Annotated in this window: 14 protein-coding genes; 7 read left to right on the top strand and 7 right to left on the bottom strand. The window is 59.4% G+C overall.

Going from position 1 to position 18,156, the window contains the following annotated elements; translation table 11 throughout:
- Window positions 1-132 precede the first annotated feature (132 nt).
- Window positions 133-1,581: a M20/M25/M40 family metallo-hydrolase gene (locus AC5S27_RS09105; RefSeq protein WP_493934250.1), complete on the bottom strand. Its 1,449-nt coding sequence runs from the start codon at window positions 1,579-1,581 to the stop codon at window positions 133-135.
- A gap of 337 nt (window positions 1,582-1,918) precedes the next feature.
- On the opposite strand from AC5S27_RS09105, the gene AC5S27_RS09100 reads away from it, so the two are divergent.
- Window positions 1,919-3,595 carry a trypsin-like peptidase domain-containing protein gene (locus AC5S27_RS09100; RefSeq protein ID WP_493934249.1) on the top strand — a complete coding sequence of 559 codons (1,677 nt, stop codon included), beginning with the start codon at window positions 1,919-1,921 and terminating at the stop codon, window positions 3,593-3,595.
- Between the two features lie 189 nt (window positions 3,596-3,784).
- A complete protein-coding gene (locus AC5S27_RS09095) occupies window positions 3,785-4,255 on the top strand; it encodes a peptidoglycan-binding protein (protein ID WP_493934248.1) in 471 nt (156 codons plus the stop codon).
- A gap of 271 nt (window positions 4,256-4,526) precedes the next feature.
- Here AC5S27_RS09095 and AC5S27_RS09090 read toward each other — a convergent pair whose 3' ends face one another.
- On the bottom strand, window positions 4,527-5,882 hold the full coding sequence (locus AC5S27_RS09090; RefSeq protein WP_493934247.1) for a Gfo/Idh/MocA family protein: 1,356 nt from the start codon (window positions 5,880-5,882) through the stop codon (window positions 4,527-4,529).
- A gap of 207 nt (window positions 5,883-6,089) precedes the next feature.
- On the opposite strand from AC5S27_RS09090, the gene AC5S27_RS09085 reads away from it, so the two are divergent.
- The gene (locus AC5S27_RS09085) at window positions 6,090-7,322 is read left to right on the top strand and encodes an acyltransferase family protein (RefSeq protein WP_493934246.1); all 1,233 of its coding nucleotides are present in this window, start codon (window positions 6,090-6,092) and stop codon (window positions 7,320-7,322) included.
- A 14-nt stretch (window positions 7,323-7,336) separates the two neighbouring features.
- Here AC5S27_RS09085 and AC5S27_RS09080 read toward each other — a convergent pair whose 3' ends face one another.
- Window positions 7,337-7,828, bottom strand: coding sequence for a nucleoside deaminase (locus AC5S27_RS09080; protein WP_493934245.1), 492 nt, complete (start codon window positions 7,826-7,828; stop codon window positions 7,337-7,339).
- A 259-nt stretch (window positions 7,829-8,087) separates the two neighbouring features.
- Here AC5S27_RS09080 and AC5S27_RS09075 point away from each other — a divergent pair, with 259 nt between their 5' ends.
- Window positions 8,088-10,619, top strand: a complete 2,532-nt coding sequence (locus tag AC5S27_RS09075) for an ABC transporter permease (RefSeq protein WP_493934244.1) — start codon at window positions 8,088-8,090, stop codon at window positions 10,617-10,619.
- A 65-nt stretch (window positions 10,620-10,684) separates the two neighbouring features.
- Window positions 10,685-11,788 carry an alpha/beta hydrolase gene (locus AC5S27_RS09070; protein ID WP_493934243.1) on the top strand — a complete coding sequence of 368 codons (1,104 nt, stop codon included), beginning with the start codon at window positions 10,685-10,687 and terminating at the stop codon, window positions 11,786-11,788.
- A gap of 70 nt (window positions 11,789-11,858) precedes the next feature.
- On the opposite strand, the gene AC5S27_RS09065 is transcribed toward AC5S27_RS09070, so the two are convergent.
- The 4 genes from AC5S27_RS09065 to AC5S27_RS09050 form a co-directional block, all read right to left on the bottom strand.
- Window positions 11,859-13,418 (bottom strand): carboxylesterase/lipase family protein, encoded by a 1,560-nt coding sequence (locus AC5S27_RS09065; RefSeq protein ID WP_493934242.1) that lies wholly within the window; start codon window positions 13,416-13,418, stop codon window positions 11,859-11,861.
- Between the two features lie 62 nt (window positions 13,419-13,480).
- Window positions 13,481-14,782 carry a diaminopimelate decarboxylase gene (gene lysA / locus AC5S27_RS09060; protein WP_493934241.1) on the bottom strand — a complete coding sequence of 434 codons (1,302 nt, stop codon included), beginning with the start codon at window positions 14,780-14,782 and terminating at the stop codon, window positions 13,481-13,483.
- A 93-nt stretch (window positions 14,783-14,875) separates the two neighbouring features.
- Window positions 14,876-15,241 (bottom strand): PspC domain-containing protein, encoded by a 366-nt coding sequence (locus AC5S27_RS09055; RefSeq protein WP_493934240.1) that lies wholly within the window; start codon window positions 15,239-15,241, stop codon window positions 14,876-14,878.
- A gap of 81 nt (window positions 15,242-15,322) precedes the next feature.
- Window positions 15,323-16,522, bottom strand: a complete 1,200-nt coding sequence (locus AC5S27_RS09050; RefSeq protein ID WP_493934239.1) for a hypothetical protein — start codon at window positions 16,520-16,522, stop codon at window positions 15,323-15,325.
- Between the two features lie 345 nt (window positions 16,523-16,867).
- On the opposite strand from AC5S27_RS09050, the gene AC5S27_RS09045 reads away from it, so the two are divergent.
- Both AC5S27_RS09045 and AC5S27_RS09040 read left to right on the top strand, forming a co-directional pair.
- Window positions 16,868-17,308, top strand: coding sequence for a hypothetical protein (locus AC5S27_RS09045; RefSeq protein WP_493934238.1), 441 nt, complete (start codon window positions 16,868-16,870; stop codon window positions 17,306-17,308).
- A 291-nt stretch (window positions 17,309-17,599) separates the two neighbouring features.
- Window positions 17,600-18,109, top strand: coding sequence for a septal ring lytic transglycosylase RlpA family protein (locus tag AC5S27_RS09040; RefSeq protein WP_493934237.1), 510 nt, complete (start codon window positions 17,600-17,602; stop codon window positions 18,107-18,109).
- Window positions 18,110-18,156 lie beyond the last annotated feature (47 nt).

The raw sequence follows: 18,156 nt of genomic DNA, 5'->3' as shown, positions 1-18,156 counted from the left end.
CAATAACCGTCTCACGTTGCGCAATCTGTGACACGACGATGCGCAATCCGGGTGGGAGATTGCGCAGTCGAAGTGACTTTATTCAGCACATACGCACATGAGTCTTCAGCGTAGCTGGATGGTTGGTTGCGGCTACCGCGGAGCGGGCTCTGCTGAGTCGGCCAAGGCGTATGCGACAACTGTCATCACGGCGGCGTTCTCGGCCAGTTCTCTTGGATTGACCTTGTCGAAGGTGTCGGCTGGGGTGTGGTGATAGTTGAAGTAGTAGCGGCCGTCCTGGGATGGGGCGAAGCTGGGGACGCCTTTCTGGGTGAGGCCGTCGATGTCTTCGCCAGTTTCGGGCGAGCTGCGGAAGGTTTGCGCGCCAATGGGGTCGAGGACACGATAGATGGGCTGGAGCCAGTCGCCTAGTTCTGGCTTGCCGGCCCAAACTACGCCATCGGGGTGGCCGGCGCCGAGGTCGGATTCCAACGCTCCGATGTGATTGGCTACTTCGCCGGCGTGATCTTTCATGTATTGGGCTGCGCCTTGCGAGCCTTCTTCTTCGCTCATCCAGGCGACCATGCGGATGGTGCGTTTGGTGTGGATGCCGAGTTTCTGCATGAGATGGATGGCCTGCATGGCGACAACTACGCCGGCGCCATCATCGATGGCTCCGGTGCCGAGGTCCCAGGAGTCGAGGTGGCCGGAGACGATGACGATCTGCTCGGGGTGTTCAGTTCCCTTCCAATCGGCGATGACGTTGTAGCTGGGGGCGTCGGGGAGGGTCTGCGGGGTCAGGACCAGTTGCATTCTGACGGGGCCCTGGCTGGCGAGTTCGGCGAGGAGGTCGGCGTCTTCCGCTGTGACGGCTGCGGCGGGGATCTTCTCGATGCCGGGGGCGTACTGGGTCTGGCCGGTGTGGGGGATGCGGTAGTCTGCGCCGCCTACGGAGCGTACGAGGACTGCAGCGGCGCCGACGGTGGCTCCGACGACGGGAGCGGCTGCGCGGTAGATGACGGCATCACCGTAGGCGTAGATGCCTCCCTGCTGGGCTGCGAGCTGCTTATCGAAATGGCGATTGAAGAGGAGAATGCTGCCTTTCAGCTTCGCCGGGTCAATGGTCTTAAGCTCGGCGAAGTTGTTCACTACGACGATGGGGGCGGTGAGGCCGCTGGCGGGGGTAGCTACACTGCTGCCGAGGGCGGTGAGCACGATCTTCTGCGTGGTGCCGGGGGTCTGGCCCTTCCACTCGACGACGGCTCCGGTCTCGATGCCGCGGACCCAGTGGGGAACGGAGGCTTTTTCGAGCGTCACCTCCGCGCCCAACGCTTTCATCTCAGCAGCTACGTACTCGACGGCCGCCTGGGCCTGCGGAGAGCCGCTGAGGCGCGGGCCTATGTTGTAGGTGATGTGCCGTAACTCATCAAGAGCGTAGGGGTCGGCGATGGCGGCGTCGCGGAGTTTTGCCATGGTTGCTAACTGCTCTGGAGTCCATGCGCTTGAGCCGCTGCCCATGATGCGAGCCAGGAAGCGGTCTCGCATGGACTGCGGCTGCGCTGGCTTGGCTGCGGGATCGGGCGACTGGGCAGCAACGATCAAGGGAGAAACGGCCAGGGCGCAGGCCAGGAAAGCGGACGTCGAGCGAGCGCGAAAATGGGTAGGATGGGCAGAAAACATGCCCGATGTTAGCACGGTGAATTCCGATCTTTGCCCTCATTGCGATCTTCGGAAGGATTCGATACGTCTATAGATGTGGTGATGATCTGGAACTTGATCGATGCGGCACTACTCCGCGGGGGTCGCTGCTGGCTATACTAAGGAATGGCGTGGCACGGACTGCCCGCCACAACGCGGTCCGGCAAAACTGCCTCGGGCAACTTCGAACCGAGGCCACAACCGTATTCCGCAGGGAAAAGGAATAGAGGTCGAACGACGTATGCAATCATTTTTGGAACGGCTGAAGACACGCCGCCTTGTATCCGCATTTGCAGTACTTGCCACCCTTTCCGCCGTAATTCTGGTGGGTTCGTATGCTGCGCACGGAGTTCATGGGCAGGAAAAGCAGAGCGACAGCACGGATGCAACGCCGCTCAAGATTCCCAACACCTCGATTGCTCCCAATGAGTTTGCCAAGATCGCCAAGCAGGTTGGCCCGGCGGTGGTGAACATCAACACCCGCACGCTGGCCAAGGAATCGACCAGCAATCGCAAGCGCGGTATTCCCGCAAATCCTCATGCGCGGCCGATGCCTGCGCCGCAGGGTCCGGACGGCGACGACGATGACGACAGCCCGGATGGACAGGCTGTCCCGAACGCTCCGGGACCAGGTGGACAGGGCGGACAGGGTAATTTCCAGGATTTCTTTAATCGCTTCTTTGGCGGACAGGCTCCGGATGGACAGGATGATCAGGGGCAGGAGCGCGATGCGCTCGGTTCGGGATTCATCGTGGATCCGAAGGGATACATCGTTACAAATAACCACGTTGTCGAGAAGGCTGACGAGATTTGCGTGAAGCTCTCGACTGACCCCGAGAATGCCGATTGCGGGCATAAGGCTCGGGTGATTGGCGTGGACAAGCCCACCGATCTCGCCGTCATCAAGATTGAGACCGATCATCCGCTGCCTACGGTCAAGCTGGGCAACAGCGACGGCACTGCGGTGGGTGACTGGGTTATCGCGATTGGCAGCCCGTTCTCGCTTTCGCAAACCGTGACTGCGGGTATTGTTTCCGCGAAGAACCGCACGATTGAGCCGGGTGCGAGCGGACAGTTCCAGCACTTTATCCAGACCGACGCTGCGATCAATCCGGGCAACTCAGGCGGGCCGCTGCTGAACATGAACAGCGAAGTGATTGGCGTGAATACGGCAATCTTTACGCAGTCTTCGGGATACCAGGGTATCGGGTTTGCGATGCCTTCGAACACCGTGGTGCAGGTCTACAACGACCTGATCTCGCCGAGCCACAAGGTGGTTCGCGGCAGCATCGGTATCTCGTTCAAAGAGGGCCTGTCGGGCGCGATCGGGCGTGTTTATGGATTCAAGAATGGCGTGCTGGTGCAGATGGTGCAGCCCGGCCAGCCGGCTGACAAGGCTGGCATCAAGGCGCGCGACATCATTGTGTCGATCGACGGACGGCCGATCAAGGATGGGAACGATCTGGTCGCTGACATTGCCGGGCGCCGTCCTGGGTCTTCGGCGCGTATCGGCTATCTGCGTGACGGCAAGCAGTACGACACGACAGTCGTCATTGGTGACCGCGACAAGGTCTTTACCGAGCAGGCTCAGAACGATGACAATGCGCAGCCGGATCAGGGTGAGAGCTCTGAGAACAAGCTGGGTATTTCGGTCCGGGAGATTACTCCTGCCACTGCGGCTAAACTGGGTATGGGTGGCATGGTGATCCAGGCGGTCCGGCCGAGCAGCTTTGCCGATCAGCAGGGTCTGATCCCGGGTATCGTGATCACACACATTAACAAGCTTCCGACGACCAATAAGGCTGAGTTCGATAAGGCTGTTGGAAGTCTCAAGTCCGGCCAGGATGTGGTGTTTGAAGTTGTGGACCCGAAACATCCGGCTAGTGGTATTAATTTCCTCGGCGGAACATTGCCGTAGGCTGCATGCCTTGAAGAACGACCCAAAGGGATGATGGCGGACGCGAAAAGACACGGTCTGCGATTCGCCTCTCCCTCTGGTCGCAACAAAATGGTTTTATTTCTTCGGTTTTTCTTGTCGTGGGGGGATTCCTCCCATAGACTTGGCAGAAGAAAAGCCATAACTCTATTCGATGAGGTACAAAACCGCGTGAAACTTCGTACCGGTTTCGCATTTGTATTGGCTGTCGGGCTGGCTGCACTTCCTGCTGTAGCCTCCCGTGTACACCGTGCTCCGACCAGCGGTAAATCTCACTCCAGCAAGCGTCATGTTGCAGCCAAGGCTACGCCGAAGCGGCTTCATGGTCAGCAAGTGATGGAGCCTGAACGGGTTACGGCTATCCAGACGGCGCTCGTTCGCGAGCACTATCTTTCCACCGAGCCTTCTGGCAAGTGGGATGCTGACACCCAGGCGGCGATGCTGAAGTTCCAGGCAGATCAGGGTTGGCAGACGAAGCTAACGCCTGATTCGCGGGCGCTGATCAAGCTGGGATTGGGGCCTAATCACTCTGGAGCGATCAATGCCGGGGCTGGAACCAGCTTCAACACGCTGAATTCGCCGACGAATCTACCTTCTACGACCGTGGCGGGGTTTACGGCGGGGTCGGGCGTTAGTCACTGAGCTTTTGAGGATTTTGGAAAGGCCCGGCAGGGTTTGCTTGCCGGGCTTTTTTGCGTTTAGAGAACAGCGGACAGAGAACAGCTGGCAGCGGACAGCGGACAGAGAACAGCGTACAGAGAACAGCGAACAGTAGAAGCAGATTCCCTACGGGAATGACAACCAAGGATATTTCTGGTCTCGAACATCTCTGGCCTTTTTGCTGTTTGCTGTTTGCTGTTCTCTGTTCTCTGTTCTCTGTTGTCTGTTGTCTGTTCGCTGTCGGCTATCTTTTCTAGCTTTGGGTGGCGATCTGGGAGATTTTTCTTTCCTGCCAGCGGCCGCGGGTGAAGTCTGGGAATTTGACGGGGGCTGAGCCGTTGGCTACTGAGGTCTTGCTGAGGGGGCCGGGGGCGGACCAGGTGGCTGCGTCGTAGCAGTCCATGTCTGGCGGGAGCCCTTCCTTGAGGCACTGAATGAGGCGATAGAGCATGATGTAGTCCATGCCGCCGTGGCCACCGAGCTTCTTGGCGATTTCGCCTTCCTGCTTCCAAAGCGGGTGCTGGTGGTCCTTGTACTCATCGATCGGGCCCCAGGCTTCGCCGCCTTTCTGGCCGTCGAAATAGATGCGTGGGGGGTAGTCGGCGAAAACGCCCTTGGTGCCACCGATGACGTTGATGCGGTCGTAGGGGCGGGGGTTTGAGGTGTCGTGCTTGAGGGTGATGGTGAGGCCTTTTGCCGTCTTGATCAGGGACGTGTTCTGGTCGCCGGCGAGGTACTTTTCGGCCCAGCGGGGGTCGCCCTGGGGGATGTGGTCCTGGCGGTAGAGTTCGAGGCCGCGCTGCGGGGTGCTCATCGAGACGATGTAGTCGAAGCGGTCGCCGCGCTGGATTCCCATGTAGTTGGCGACTGGGCCGAGGCCGTGGGTGGGGTAGAGGTTGCCGTCGCGCTGGGTGTGGACGGTGCGGCGCCAGAGGCCTTCGCCCTTGCCGGAGAAGAGCTCTTCGCGGAGGTCGTGGAGGTAGGCGCCTTCGCCGTAGAGAAGGTCGCCGAACATGCCGGCGTGAACCATGCGGAGGATGAGGGTTTCGTTGTAGCCGTAACAGCAGTTCTCGAGCGTCATGCAGTGGCGGCGGGTCTGCTCGGAGGTGTCGACGAGCTTCCAGCAGTCTTCGATGGTGGTGGCTGCGGGGACTTCGACGGCGGTGTGTTTGCCGTGCTGCATGGAGGCGACGGCCATGGGGACGTGCCAGTTCCAGGGGGTGGCGATGATGACGAAGTCGAGGTCGTCGCGGGCGACGAGCTTTTCGAAGTCGTGGTCGCCGTTGGTGTATAGCTCGGGAGATTTCTGGCCGGCTTTGACGACGAGGGACTGGGCGTGCTCGGCTTTTTCGCGGACTACGTCGCAGAGGGCGAGAACTTTGACGTCGGCGGCGAGGAGGTTTTCGAGCAGGCTGGTGCCGCGACCGCCGGTGCCGATGAGGCCGATGCGGGGGTCTTTCACGGCGGTGAATGGGACGTCGATCATGCTCTTGGCGCGTGGGGTGGCGGCTTCTGCGCTAACAGCTGCCACGCCGACTGCGGCTGCGGTGAGGCTGCCTAGCCGCAGGAAATCCCGCCGTGACAACTCTTCGAAAGTCTCTTCTTTCATGTCTCTCCTACGCTCCGGCTGTTGAAAGCTTATGCGTTAACTCAATCACTCTACCTGCGAAGGGTATCGATACCAGCCCACAATACGCAACTCGAAATCTTCAGTGGCTTGAGGTTATGGCGGTGTGCTACCTTGCAGCCTTATAGATTTTCTGAATTTCTTCACGCTCTTGCTTTTGGGAGGGCGTGCGAAACGAGAACAGCCTTTATGCATGCGACTCTGACCGCCGATCCGACCCAGACTACGCCCGCCGCTCTTAGAACGGAGGTGGCTGCGCCGCCGCGCAATATTGCTGTGGATGCTTACCGCGGCTTTGTGATGCTGCTGATGATGGGCGAGGTGCTGCAGTTTGCCAAGGTGTCGGCGAACTTCCCGAACAGCGTTTTCTGGCGGGTGCTGGCCTATAACCAGACGCACGTGGAGTGGGCGGGGCTGGGGCTGCATGACATGATTCAGCCTTCGTTTACCTTTCTGGTGGGGGTGGCGCTGCCGTATTCGCTGGCGAGCCGGATTCGCAAGGGGCAGAGTTTTGGGCACATCATGCTGCATACGCTCTGGCGGAGTTTGCTGCTGGTGGCGCTGGGGATCTTTTTGCGGTCGACGGGGAGCACGCAGACGAATTTTACGTTTGAAGATACGCTGACGCAGATTGGGCTGGGCTACACGTTTGCGGTGCTGCTGTCGCTCTGCAAGCCGAAGTGGCAGTGGACGGCGATTGGGGGGATTCTGTTCGGGTACTGGCTGGCCTGGGCGCTGTATCCTGCGCCGGGGGCGGACTTCAACTACCCTGCCGTGGGTGTGCCGATGCACTGGCCGTATCACTACACCGGCTTCCTGTCGCACTGGAACAAGAACAGCAATCTTGGGCAGGCATTCGATGTCTGGTTCCTCAATATACTGCCGCGGCCCTCGCGGTTCCTGTTTAACGGCGGCGGATACCTCACGCTTAGCTTTATTCCTACGCTGGGGACGATGCTGCTTGGGTTGCGGGCTGGAGAGTGGTTCCGCGAGGCTGCGCCGCGCATTCCGCTTCGCAAGTTTCTGATTGCCGGTGCAATTCTGTTTGCTGCCAGTTTGGTGCTGCACTTTGGCGGGATTAATCCCATTGTTAAGCGCATCTGGACGCCGGCGTGGGTGCTGTTTTCGGGCGGGATCTGCTTCTTTTTTCTTACCGCTTTCTCGTGGATTATTGATGTGAAGGGCTACCGGAAGTGGGCTTTTCCGCTGCTGGTGGTGGGCATGAACTCGATTGCGGCTTACCTGATCGATCACCTGTTTGGTGACTTTATTCCGGCTAACCTGCACATCAATCTGGGTTATCAGATTTTCAATGTCTTCGGGACTGGCCTTGAGCCGTTTGTCTTTGGCGCGTGTGTGCTGACGATTTATTGGCTGATCCTGTTTTGGATGTACAAGCGGAAGATCTTCCTGCGGATCTGACGAGTTGGCTGCAGCTACTCTTCGCCGATGCACTCTTTCCAGAGGTCGGGGCGCTTTGTCTGGAAGTCGGCGATGAGGTCGATACATTCCTGGGAGTGCAGGTCAATGATTTCGATTCCCTGCTGACGGAGCCAGGATAAGCCGCCCTGGGCGTTGACGCTGTCGCCGACGATGATCTGGCGGAATCGGAACTGCGAGATGAGGCCGGAGCAGTACCAGCATGGGGCGAGCGTCGTGACCAGGATGGTGTCGTGCCAGTGAGGGCGACGGCCGGCGGCGCGGAAGGCATCGGTCTCGCCGTGGAGTGAGCAGTTCCCTTCCTGAACGAGACGGTTGCGACCTGCTCCCAGAAGCGTTCCGTCTACGTGGAAAATTGCGCCTCCGACTGGCACTCCGCCTTCGGCGGCGCCGATACGCGCGTGCTCGAGGGCGACGGCTAGCATGACGTTTGGATCGGGGAGAGATAGCGGGTTTCTGGTTCCGTGGGATTGGGCTGGAAGAGTCATGGCGAAAGCCTATCATCCGAGGTGAGCGGCGCATGCGGTACCGGCGTCCCCTCTGTCCGCTTTCGGACGCGGATGGCTGCTCGCGAACACTCGGCGATTTTCTCCCTGCTGCTAAGTCGCAGATATCTATAGCGAACTGCACTATTGGGTTTGGCCCCTCGAATGCTACAGACAGTAACAGTTGAACTGCCGCGGCCCTCCCCGCGTATGGGAAGCATGCGGCGGTACCAACGACTTCAGGCCGCGAGGAAGATTCAGCATGACGACTTTGCTACAGGATGTGCGCTACGCGCTACGCCAGTTGCGCAAGACTCCGGGGTTTACGATCACCGTACTGCTGACGCTGGCGCTGGGCATTGGCGCGAACGCGGCGATCTTTACGCTCGTCAATTCCGTTCTGCTGAAGAGTCTGCCTGTGGCTGATCCCAAGCTGCTGTTCCGGCTTGGGAATGAGAACGATTGCTGTGTGAGTGGCGGCAATACGCGCGATGACGGCAACTACTCTCTTTTCCCTACCGAGGTCTATGAGCAGCTGCGGAAGAATGTGCCGGAGTTTGAGGAGTTGGCGGCGATGCAGGCCGGGTTCACTTACCGTCCGGTGACGGCACGGCGCGACGGTGCGCAGACGTTGGCGCGATCGGTGATGGGGGAGTTCGTGTCCGGGAACTATTTCCGCACGTTTGGGCTTCGTCCCGAAGCTGGCAGGCTGCTGATGGATTCCGACAACATCCAGGGCGCGGCGCCGACGGCGGTGATGAGCTACGAGACATGGAAGCATGAGTTCGGTGGTGACAGCGCGGTGGTGGGCGGCACGTTCTGGGTGAATACGAAGGCGGTGACGGTGGTTGGCATTGCGCCGAAGGGCTTTTATGGCGACCGGCTGACTAGCACTCCTCCGGACTACTACCTGCCCTACGAAAGCATGGCTGTCATTGCAAGCGTGCCGTATGTTCACTTGCCCAAGACGAGCTGGCTGTACATGGTGGGCCGCGTAAAGCCGGGTACGGCGATGGGGCCGCTGCAGCAGAAGGTGAATGCGATCCTGCGGCAGACGTGGGCGAGCCGCGACGATTTCTCGACTAAGCATGGCAAGGAATTGCTGGCGAAAGCGCATATTACGCTGGCGCCGGGTGGTGCGGGCATTTCCAATCTGCAGGAGCAGTATGGCGACCACCTGCACATGCTGATGTGGATTTCCGGGTTGGTGCTGCTGATTGCCTGCGCGAATATTGCGAATCTGCTGCTGGTGCGGGGCATGGGACGGAAGAGCGAAATGTCGCTGCGCACTGCGCTGGGGGCGATGCGGAGCCGGATTATTCGCCAGTTACTGACAGAGAGTATTTTGCTGGCGGTGATGGGCGGGTTGCTTGGCCTTGTGGTTGCCTATGCGGGGACGCGCGCGCTTCTGCTGCTGGCCTTCCCTGGGGCGGAGCATGTGCCGATCGATGCTGCTCCTTCGCTGGCCGTGGTGGGATTTGCCTTTGGCGTTTCGCTGCTGACGGGGGTGCTGTTTGGTGTGGCTCCGGCGTGGCTGGCGGCGCAGGCTCAGCCGGCCGATGCGCTGCGCAGCGGCACACGGACGACGGCTACTGGCGCTTCCCTGATACAGAGAGTGCTGGTAGTAGCGCAGGCGGCGCTTTCGCTGGTGCTGCTGGTGGGTGCGGCGCTGTTTTCGCAGAACCTGAACAAGCTGCAAAACATGGATATGAAGCTGGACCCTACGAACCGCTACATGGTCCATATCAATCCACAGGCGGCGGGGTATTCGCAGACGCAGCTTGAGGCGTTGTACCGCACGATGGAAGAGCGCTTTCATGCTGTGCCGGGAGTGGTGAAGGTTGGCATCTCGAACTACACACCGATGGAGGATGACAACTGGTCGAACGGAATCGAGGTGCAGGGGCAGCCGGATATCCGTGGCCAGGCTTCGTTCATTAAGGCTAACGCCGAGTACTTTGATTCGGTGGGGACGCGGCTGGTGATGGGGCGCGGGATCGGTGTGCAGGATACGTCGACGGCGCCTACGGTTACGGTGGTGAACGAAGCGTTTGTGAAGAAGTTCTTTAAGGGCAAGAATCCTATTGGCCATCGAGTTGGGTCACATGACCATCCGGGAGATTTTGAGATTGTCGGCGTCGTTGAGGATACGGCTTACACGGATGTGCGATGGAAGGATCACACGATGTACTTTGTGCCGATCATGCAGCGCGAGCCTAGCGACAAGGATCCGATCGAGAAGGATATGTCGCTGTATGCAGGGGCGATCGTGGTGCAGACGGCGAAGCCTATGAGCGATATGGAGGCGATTGCGCGACGGACTTTATCGGGGATCAATCCGAACCTTACCGTGGTGCAGTTTGAGACGTTCGATCAGCAGATTGCCGATCGCTTTACAGAGGAGCGGTTGATTTCGCGGCTGACTACGCTGTTTGGCGGGCTGGCGCTGCTGCTGGCTTCGATTGGGCTGTATGGTGTTACGGCTTACACTGTGGTGCGGCGGACGCCGGAGATTGGCATTCGCATGGCGCTGGGCGCGAAGAGGAGCGGGGTGATTGCGATGGTGCTGCGTGGGGCGCTGTTGCAGGCTCTGATTGGACTGGCGATTGGTGTTCCTATTGCGTACTACTGTGTGCGGTTTGTGAAGACCCAACTGTATGAGACTACTTCAGCGAACACGAGTGTGATGGTCTTTGCTGTTGTCGCACTGGCTGCTGCGGCCTTCTTTGCAGGGGTGCTGCCGGCGCGGCGGGCTGCTTCGATCGATCCGGTGAAGGCGCTGCGCACCGAATAGCGTTGCCGGATGCAGGCTGGATAGCGGAGACTTCGAATAACATCAACTTCGAGGTCTCCGTTCCTGTGAAAAAGTTTCTTGCCATTGCACTGTTGTCGATTGCCGCCGCCACGTCTGCCATTTCGCAAACACCCGCTATTAAAGTGGAAACCGGGACGATTGAGGGAGCTTCCTATCGCATTGATTTTCCGGAGAAGTGGAATGGGATTCTGCTGGTCTACTATCACGGGTATTCGGAGCATCCGGTTGTCTTCTCGCAGGATAAGCCGAATGAGATGGGAGCGGGTTTCGCTGCGGCCGGGTTTGCTGTGATCCAGTCTGGGTATTCGGTAACGGGCTTCGCGCTGGAGCAGGCTATTCCTGAGACGGAGGCTCTGCGGAAATACACGATTGCGAAGTATGGCAAGCCGAAAGAGAGTTACGTGCTTGGCCACTCAATGGGTGGGCAGTTGACCATGATGACCATTGAGGGCTTTCCCAACCGCTATGATGGCGCGCTGCCGCTCTGCGGGCTGCTGGAGCCTACGGGTTGGGCGGTGGGGCATGGTGGGGCGATTCGCGCTGCGTTCGACTACTACTACCCTGGAGTGCTGCCCGGGCCGGTTGGAATTGCCAACTCCGAAGTGCTGGATGAAACGACTGTCGACAAGGTGATGAAGGTGCTGCCGACGAATGCCAAGGGGCTGGCGGAGTTGATGGCGCTGACGCGGTTCAAGACGCAGAGCGATCTGGCGGATGGGCTGGTTTTCAGTACGTTTATTCTGCGGGACTATGAGCAGAAACTAGGTGCTTCGATTCTCGACAATGGCAACTTCATCTATGCGGGTGGGGCCGATGACAATGCGCTCAACGATGGTGTGAAGCGCTATACGGCGAAGCCGGATGCGCTGGCCTACCTAAAGACCTGGTATACGCCGACCGGAGTTTTGCTGAAGCCTACGCTGGCGGTGCATACGACTTACGATCCGATTATTCCGGCGGATAGTGTGCGGCTTTATTCGGAGCAGGTGCAGCGGGCGGGGAGCAGCGCGAACTTTGTGCAGCAGTATGTGAAGCACGATGGGCATTGCCACATCTCCGGGCCGGAGACGGCTGCGGCGCTTCAGGAGCTGATTGAGTGGAAGCATACGGGCAAGCGGCCTGAGCCGGGGGCTGTGCCGGTGAAGTAAGTCAGTCGGAAAGTGAAAGAGGCCGCCGGGAATCGATTCCGGCGGCCTCTTTTCTTGTTGGGCTGATTGCCTATTTCTTTTCTGTGGCCATCCACCATTCGTAGCGGGCCCGGTTTTCATCGGGGCGTGAGGTGATGGGGTTGTCGAGGTGGAGGACCGGGTCGCCTTCACCGTACTTGGGCCAGGTGGGGAGGCCGGGGCCGTTGGGATCGCCGGACTTGGCGAAGTTAGTCCAGTAATCCATCATCTGGTCGCTGAGCTTGCGGTCTTCGTCGCGCCAGACGGAGCCGGGGCGGGTGTCCAGGGTGCCGAAGACATATTCGATGTCGTCGGAGTGGAAGGCCCAGGTACCGGGGTGGTATTTGCTGGTGGGGGCGGCGAGGTCGAGCTTGTAGCGATAGATGGTTGAACCGCCGGTTTTGCGGTGATACTCCATCCACTTCCAGGTGCCATAGGCGATGAAGGAGTCGCCGCCGAAGTCGATGGCGGACCGGACTGCTTCGGCGTCTGTCGCGCCGGGGTAGAGCTTGAGGAATTTGTCTACGTTGTCAGGGAACTGCTTTTCGGCGGTGGCTTTCCACTTTTCGGCGGTCATGCCGTTGCCGAAGAAGAAGCCTTCGTCGCGGTTGAAGCCGGCCAGCAGCGGTACATGAGATTGCTTGCCTGCTTCGTAGGTGTCGAGCGGGGACTCGGTCAGGAACTTGCCGTCGATCAGAGGCCCGATGCGGTCGGTGTTGCCTTTGGCTGCGGCGGCGGCGAGGATCTTGTCCGTTGGGATGGCGCGGAGTTCAGCGAGGCTGCTGACGCCTAGCTTGGCGACGAACGCCTGATCCTTGGGGCCGCGGACTGCGAGGGTTTCGATGGCCAGGGTGCCGGAGGAGAGCGCGCCGCCGCTTTCGCCGATGGCTTTGGCAAACAGGCCTTGTGCGGAGGGCGCGGCCATCAGGGTGCTGACGGCGAAGGAGCCGGCGGATTCGCCGAAGATGGTGACGTTGGCTGGGTCACCGCCGAAGGAGGCGATGTTCTTCTTGACCCAGGTGAGCGCGGCGACCATGTCCATGAGGCCGTAGTTGCCGGCGCTGCCGCCTTGTTCTGCTGCGAGCTCAGGTGTGGCGAGGAAGCCGAAGATGCCGAGGCGGTAGTTGATGGTGACGAGGATGACGCCTTTCTGTGGGAGGAAGTCACCGTTGTGGCGCGGCTCGCTGCTGCCGCCGCCAGCGTAGCCGCCGCCGTGGATCCAGAACATGACGGGGAGCTTGCCCTTTGGCTTGTCGGGTGCGTAGACGTTGAGGGTAAGGCAGTCTTCGGAGGGGCCTGCGTCCTGAAAAACCATGTCTTCGAAGACGGTGCCCTGAGAGCAGTGATGGCCGTACTTGGTGGCGTCGAGTTCGCTCTTCCACGGGGCGGCAGGTTGTGGGGCTTTCCAGCGCAGGTCGCCTACGGGCGGTGCGGCGTAAGGAATGCCCTGGAAGGCGCGAACTTTACCAGAGCCGATCATTTTGCCGTGGACTTTGCCGCCGTCGGTTTTGACTGTAAGTGAGTCTGCCATGGCTGCTGTGCTAAGTGTTGCGAATGCCAATGCCAACGCGACGACGGGCGCGGCTTTTTTCCCTATGCTGCCTGTGAACATGCTGTGTCCTCCCGGAGAACCATACAGGAAAACCGTTTCAGCTCGCTAGTTGGGAGGTGTGCTTAAAGCATCTCGGGTCCGAGTAGATCGGCGATGGTTTCGCGGCGGCGGATTCGTTTTGCTTTCTTGCCTTGCAGCAGGACTTCTGCTGGGCGGGGGCGGGTGTTGTAGTTGGAGGTCTGAGCCATGCCGTATGCGCCGGCGTCGAGGATGGCTACCAGGTCGCCGGGTTCTACTGGCTTGATCTTGCGGTCGCGGGCGAAGAAGTCTCCTGTTTCGCAGACGGGGCCTACGATGTCGACTGCCTTCGCTGTGCCGGGACGCGGCTCTACGGGAAGGATTTCGTGGAAAGCCTGGTAGAGAGCGGGGCGGATGAGGTCGTTCATGGCAGCGTCGGTGACGACGAAGGTCTTCTTGCCATTGCGCTTGACGTAGAGGACGCGGGCGAGAAGTGCTCCGGCCTGGGCTACGAGGAAGCGTCCGGGTTCTAGGAGTAACTGAACGTCGAGGTCCTGAAGCGAGGCTTCTACGGCTGCTGCGTACTCGGCTACTTTGGCCTCGGGATTGAAGCCGGGGGCTGCGTGGTAGTCGATGCCGAGGCCGCCGCCGGCGTCTATGGACTTGATCTGGATGCCGTCCTTGTGGAGTTCTCGGACGAGCTTGGCGACGCGGGCCATGGCCGCGCCGAAGGGTTCGGCGGAACGGATCTGCGAGCCGATATGGACGCTGATGCCGTGGGCGGATAGCCAGCGGTGGTCTTTGACCGAGTTGTAGATGCGGCGGGCTTGCTTGATGTCAATGCCGAACTTATGTTCGCGGAGGCCGGTGGAGATGTAGGGGTGGGTTTCGGCGAAGACGTCTGGGTTGACGCGGAGGGCGAAGCGGGCTTTGCGCTTGCGCTTGGCGGCGCGGGCGGCGAGGAGGGTGAGTTCGGCTTCGCTCTCGACGTTGAAGGCGAGGATGTCGGCATCGAGTGCTGCATCGATCTCTTCGATGGTCTTGCCTACGCCGGAGAAGACGACCCGGTTTGCTGCTTCCGGGGCTGCGGTGAGGACACGCTGGAGTTCGCCGCCGGAGACGATGTCGAAGCCTGCTCCGTGGTCGGCGAGGAGCTTGAGAATCGCCAACGCAGAGTTTGCTTTGACCGCGTAGCAGACGAGATGGGCGCGGTGCGCGAGGGCCTGCTGAAAGAGGGCGAGACGTTCCAGGATCTGATCGGCGCTGTAGATGTATAGCGGGGTTCCGAACTTTTTAGCGAGCGCGGCGAAGGAGTGCGGGCCGCAGCTGAGAGGAGCGCCGGCGGCGGGATATCCGAAGGGACGTACGGATGATCGGGCGAGGGATTTTTCAGTGATTTTGGGCAAGTTCGGCCTGGCAGATGGAAATATGGTCTGCCTTTGAGCCTAGCAGATGGCGATCTATCCCTACCTCGCAGCTCGGGCCTGAGAGAGAGTCTGTCAGGCCTGTTGCGGCGGTGGCGGGGCCATGGGGGGCATTTCGTAGAGCGGTTCTTCGGGGATGCCTATCCATCCGGCGAGATAGGCGATTTCGACGACGGGGCAGAAGAAGATGGCACCGAGGACGGTCACGATGCGGACGACGCCGACGTCCCAGCCGTAGGCGCGGGCTACGCCGGAGCAGACGCCGGCGAACTGGCGTCCGAAGATGGGGCGGAAGAGTCTCTGCGTTGGGTATCCCCAGGGAGCGTAACCGTACGGCGGCTGGTCTGCGTACTGGGTTCCGGTGACGGCTGTGCCGCAGCCGGAGCAGAACCGCGAAGCCGGCTGCAAAATCGTTCCACAATGGCTGCAATAGCAGGTCATGGCGCACTCTCCTGGCCAGCGCACGCCGGCCTGAGTTTTTGTACGCAAGGCTGAGTTGGAAGGTTCCGTGGTCTGACGAAATTATTCGCGGTAGGGAGATTTGAGGTATTTGCGGGCGATGTCGCCTTGCGTGGTGTCAGAGCCGTTGGCGATGGCCGCCTGGTAATCCTTGACGGCCTGGGCGCGCTCGCCGTTGAGGTCGCGGGCTTTGCCGGCGGCTACGAGTGAGCGGCGCTTCAACTCTGCACCGGAGCCTTGCGCCCACGCTGCCTGCTCATAGGCTTGTGCTGCTTCCGCGTAGTGGCGCTGGCCGCGCAGGGCTTCACCGAGGCCGAAATGGGCGAGTTCTAGATGAGATGACGGGAAGTAGCCCGGCTTGGCGGCGTCGTTGAGTAATGAGCGATAGGCTTCTACGGCGGCCATGCCTTCGCCGTTGTCTTTGCGGAGATTGGCTTCTTCGAGGCAGAAGAGGAAGTCATGGGGGTATTTGCTCTTCAGGTTGCGCACGACTTCGATACCTTCGCGGTACTTTGATTCGCGGCGGAGGAAAAGGGCGATGACGGTGCCGGCTTCTGTCGAAGTCATCGGGCCTCGGGCGAAGTCGTCGTGGAGCATCTCCATCCCCTTCGCCTTCGAACCGGTGATGCCGCCGAAACCCAGGAAAATTTTGAATGCCCAGGGAAGCGCGCCAATCACGTATTGATAGGTGCCGACGACGAGCTTGGCATCGACGTAATTGGGGTCGATCTCGAGGACTTTGGCTTCATCACTGTGAGCCTGAAGAGCGATGTGGAAGGCGGCGCTGAAGCTGCGCTCGACCATTGCCATGTAGGAAGAGCGGAGGCTCTTTGCCCAGCCGCGGGCATAGAGCGCGTCGACGTCGCGGCCGTTATGACTGAGGCGAGCATCTGCTTCGCGGACGGCCTGATCGGCGAGGGAGAAGATGCGGTCGCGGACAGCGGTGTCCTCCGGCATGGGGTGCTTGCCGGTGAGGAAGCCGTCGTTGGCGTAGAAGGTGGTGTCGAGGAGGTCCTGCCGGTAGAGTTCCTGGAAGACGCAGGCTTCGAGGAGGAAGGCTGTTGCGCCGGGGTCACCGGGATGGGCGGACTGAACCTTTTCGAGGATGGAGACGGCTGCGGGGTAGTCGAGGATGTAGAAGTGCTGGTAGGCCTCGCGTACTTGCGGATCCTGGTGCAACGGATAAGCGTGGACTGGATTCGGCTGAGCCTGGCTGGTTGCCGCTTGGCTTGCACAAGAAACTGTCAGCAGGGTGGCGGTCAACGCGACTGCGAAAATGAGCGCAATTGTCTGAAGGGTCGGACGACGTCTGCCTTCTGACCTACCTTCCAGATGAATTTGATTTCGAGCTTGCACTTTTTATGACCCCTTTTCCCATGTTTGAACGCTCTCATAAGCAGGGGTAAAAATCCCTGCGAAGAAAGATTGACTCCGAAAAGGAATCCAGCCTACGTTTGACGTTAATAGATGGCAGAGGGTGGTCTGTTTCAAAACGGACCACAATCGTTCCTTTTTGCCAGACAGTGAACCTGTCGGAAGGCGTAGGAAAAATTGACTCGCAAAGCCGTGAATTCGAAACCCACGACTCGCACTTACAGGAAAGGTCGTATGACGCGCTCCGAGACTCTGCTCATTCTCATTCGACAGGCCCATGCCAACGGCTTTGAGTTTCGCCGTTGGTATCAATCTAATATTTCCCCCGACTGGCCGGGAGCCGAAGAGGCTGTCGAGCTGCTTACCAACGAAGGCCGCTACTTTGCATTAATTTTTTCTCACGATTTTGCCCGCGCTTTCTGGAAGAAAGGGGCGCAGATGAACTTCATCGTTCCTTCGGCGACCTACTCCCGGATGAACGGCAAGGGTGAGGTAGTGACGATCAACCGGAAGCCGTTTACGCGGCGGACGATCAAGGCGGATGTGTGGAAATACCACCTGCGACAGATGGCGACGACGGAAGATCCGATGCGCTATCTGAAGAGGTTTTTGCCCACACACGAAGACCTGCAAAACCAGCATGAAGCAGCAGAGAGCTTCTCTGCGGCGGGCTGAGACTCAAAATTATTGCCTGGTTCTCTCCGGCGTGGATTCTCGATGGAGTTCCCGCCGGAGTTGTTCGAGTCTTTCCTGTTGCAGGATTAGGCAACATGCAAAGCTCCTCTGATCAAAGGACTTAGCTGGAAAGATACGGCTATTTACTTTCTTGCTAATACATACGATATAAATATCAGTGGAATCCTTTCCATAAAAAGCAGCCTTGATTTTTCTGTGCAAAACAGCCCATAAACGTTCTCAAATCTTTGACTTGACGCTAGGTACCCGTTATCCTTTGATGAGTCAACTATGCGGATATTCACATCATGCAATGCACACACTCGTAAACGCACTTTTACCACTGCTGCTCTTGCGGTATTGGTGACGGTAGCCGGTGTCGCGGCAAACGCTACCGCGACTTCGCATGAGCAAGCCGACCCTCACGCGCCGAAGGTGGCCAAGAAGTGGTTCCAGATCGGGAAGGCTTCGTGGTACGGCCGACGATTCCAGGGCCATCGCACGGCGAGCGGCGAAGCGTTCGATCTGCACATGCTGACATGCGCTCACCGCACGCTTCCGATTGGTACGCTGCTTCGGGTGACGAACCTGAGCAATCGCCGCTCTATTATGGTGCGCGTCAACGACCGCGGACCTATCGCACAAGGGTTGGTTGCTGATCTTTCGTTCGCTGCTGCTAAGTCTCTGGGATTTGGGGGCAAGGGCGAAACCCGTGTGAAGTTGGAACGCGTGGAAGGTGCTGAAGCCGCTCAGTTAAATTGGCCTAATCTGGGTCGTCCCGAGAGCTTTGCGTCCCGCTAATTCCCCGGCTGCCGTTCTCCCGGCGCGTTTTGCCGTTTGCCTATAAG

This window comes from Acidicapsa borealis (assembly GCF_059115245.1).
The sequence above is the reverse complement of the archived record's forward strand: the minus strand, read 5'-3'. Positions and strand labels throughout refer to the sequence as shown.

Coding starts and splice junctions, on each gene's coding strand:
- AC5S27_RS09100 (WP_493934249.1), top strand. CDS start 1,919: ATGCAATCATTTTTGGAACGGCTGAAGACACGCCGCCTTGTATCCGCA.
- AC5S27_RS09090 (WP_493934247.1), bottom strand. CDS start 5,882: ATGAAAGAAGAGACTTTCGAAGAGTTGTCACGGCGGGATTTCCTGCGG.
- AC5S27_RS09085 (WP_493934246.1), top strand. CDS start 6,090: ATGCATGCGACTCTGACCGCCGATCCGACCCAGACTACGCCCGCCGCT.
- AC5S27_RS09080 (WP_493934245.1), bottom strand. CDS start 7,828: ATGACTCTTCCAGCCCAATCCCACGGAACCAGAAACCCGCTATCTCTC.
- AC5S27_RS09075 (WP_493934244.1), top strand. CDS start 8,088: ATGACGACTTTGCTACAGGATGTGCGCTACGCGCTACGCCAGTTGCGC.
- AC5S27_RS09065 (WP_493934242.1), bottom strand. CDS start 13,418: ATGTTCACAGGCAGCATAGGGAAAAAAGCCGCGCCCGTCGTCGCGTTG.
- AC5S27_RS09055 (WP_493934240.1), bottom strand. CDS start 15,241: ATGACCTGCTATTGCAGCCATTGTGGAACGATTTTGCAGCCGGCTTCG.
- AC5S27_RS09045 (WP_493934238.1), top strand. CDS start 16,868: ATGACGCGCTCCGAGACTCTGCTCATTCTCATTCGACAGGCCCATGCC.
- AC5S27_RS09040 (WP_493934237.1), top strand. CDS start 17,600: ATGCGGATATTCACATCATGCAATGCACACACTCGTAAACGCACTTTT.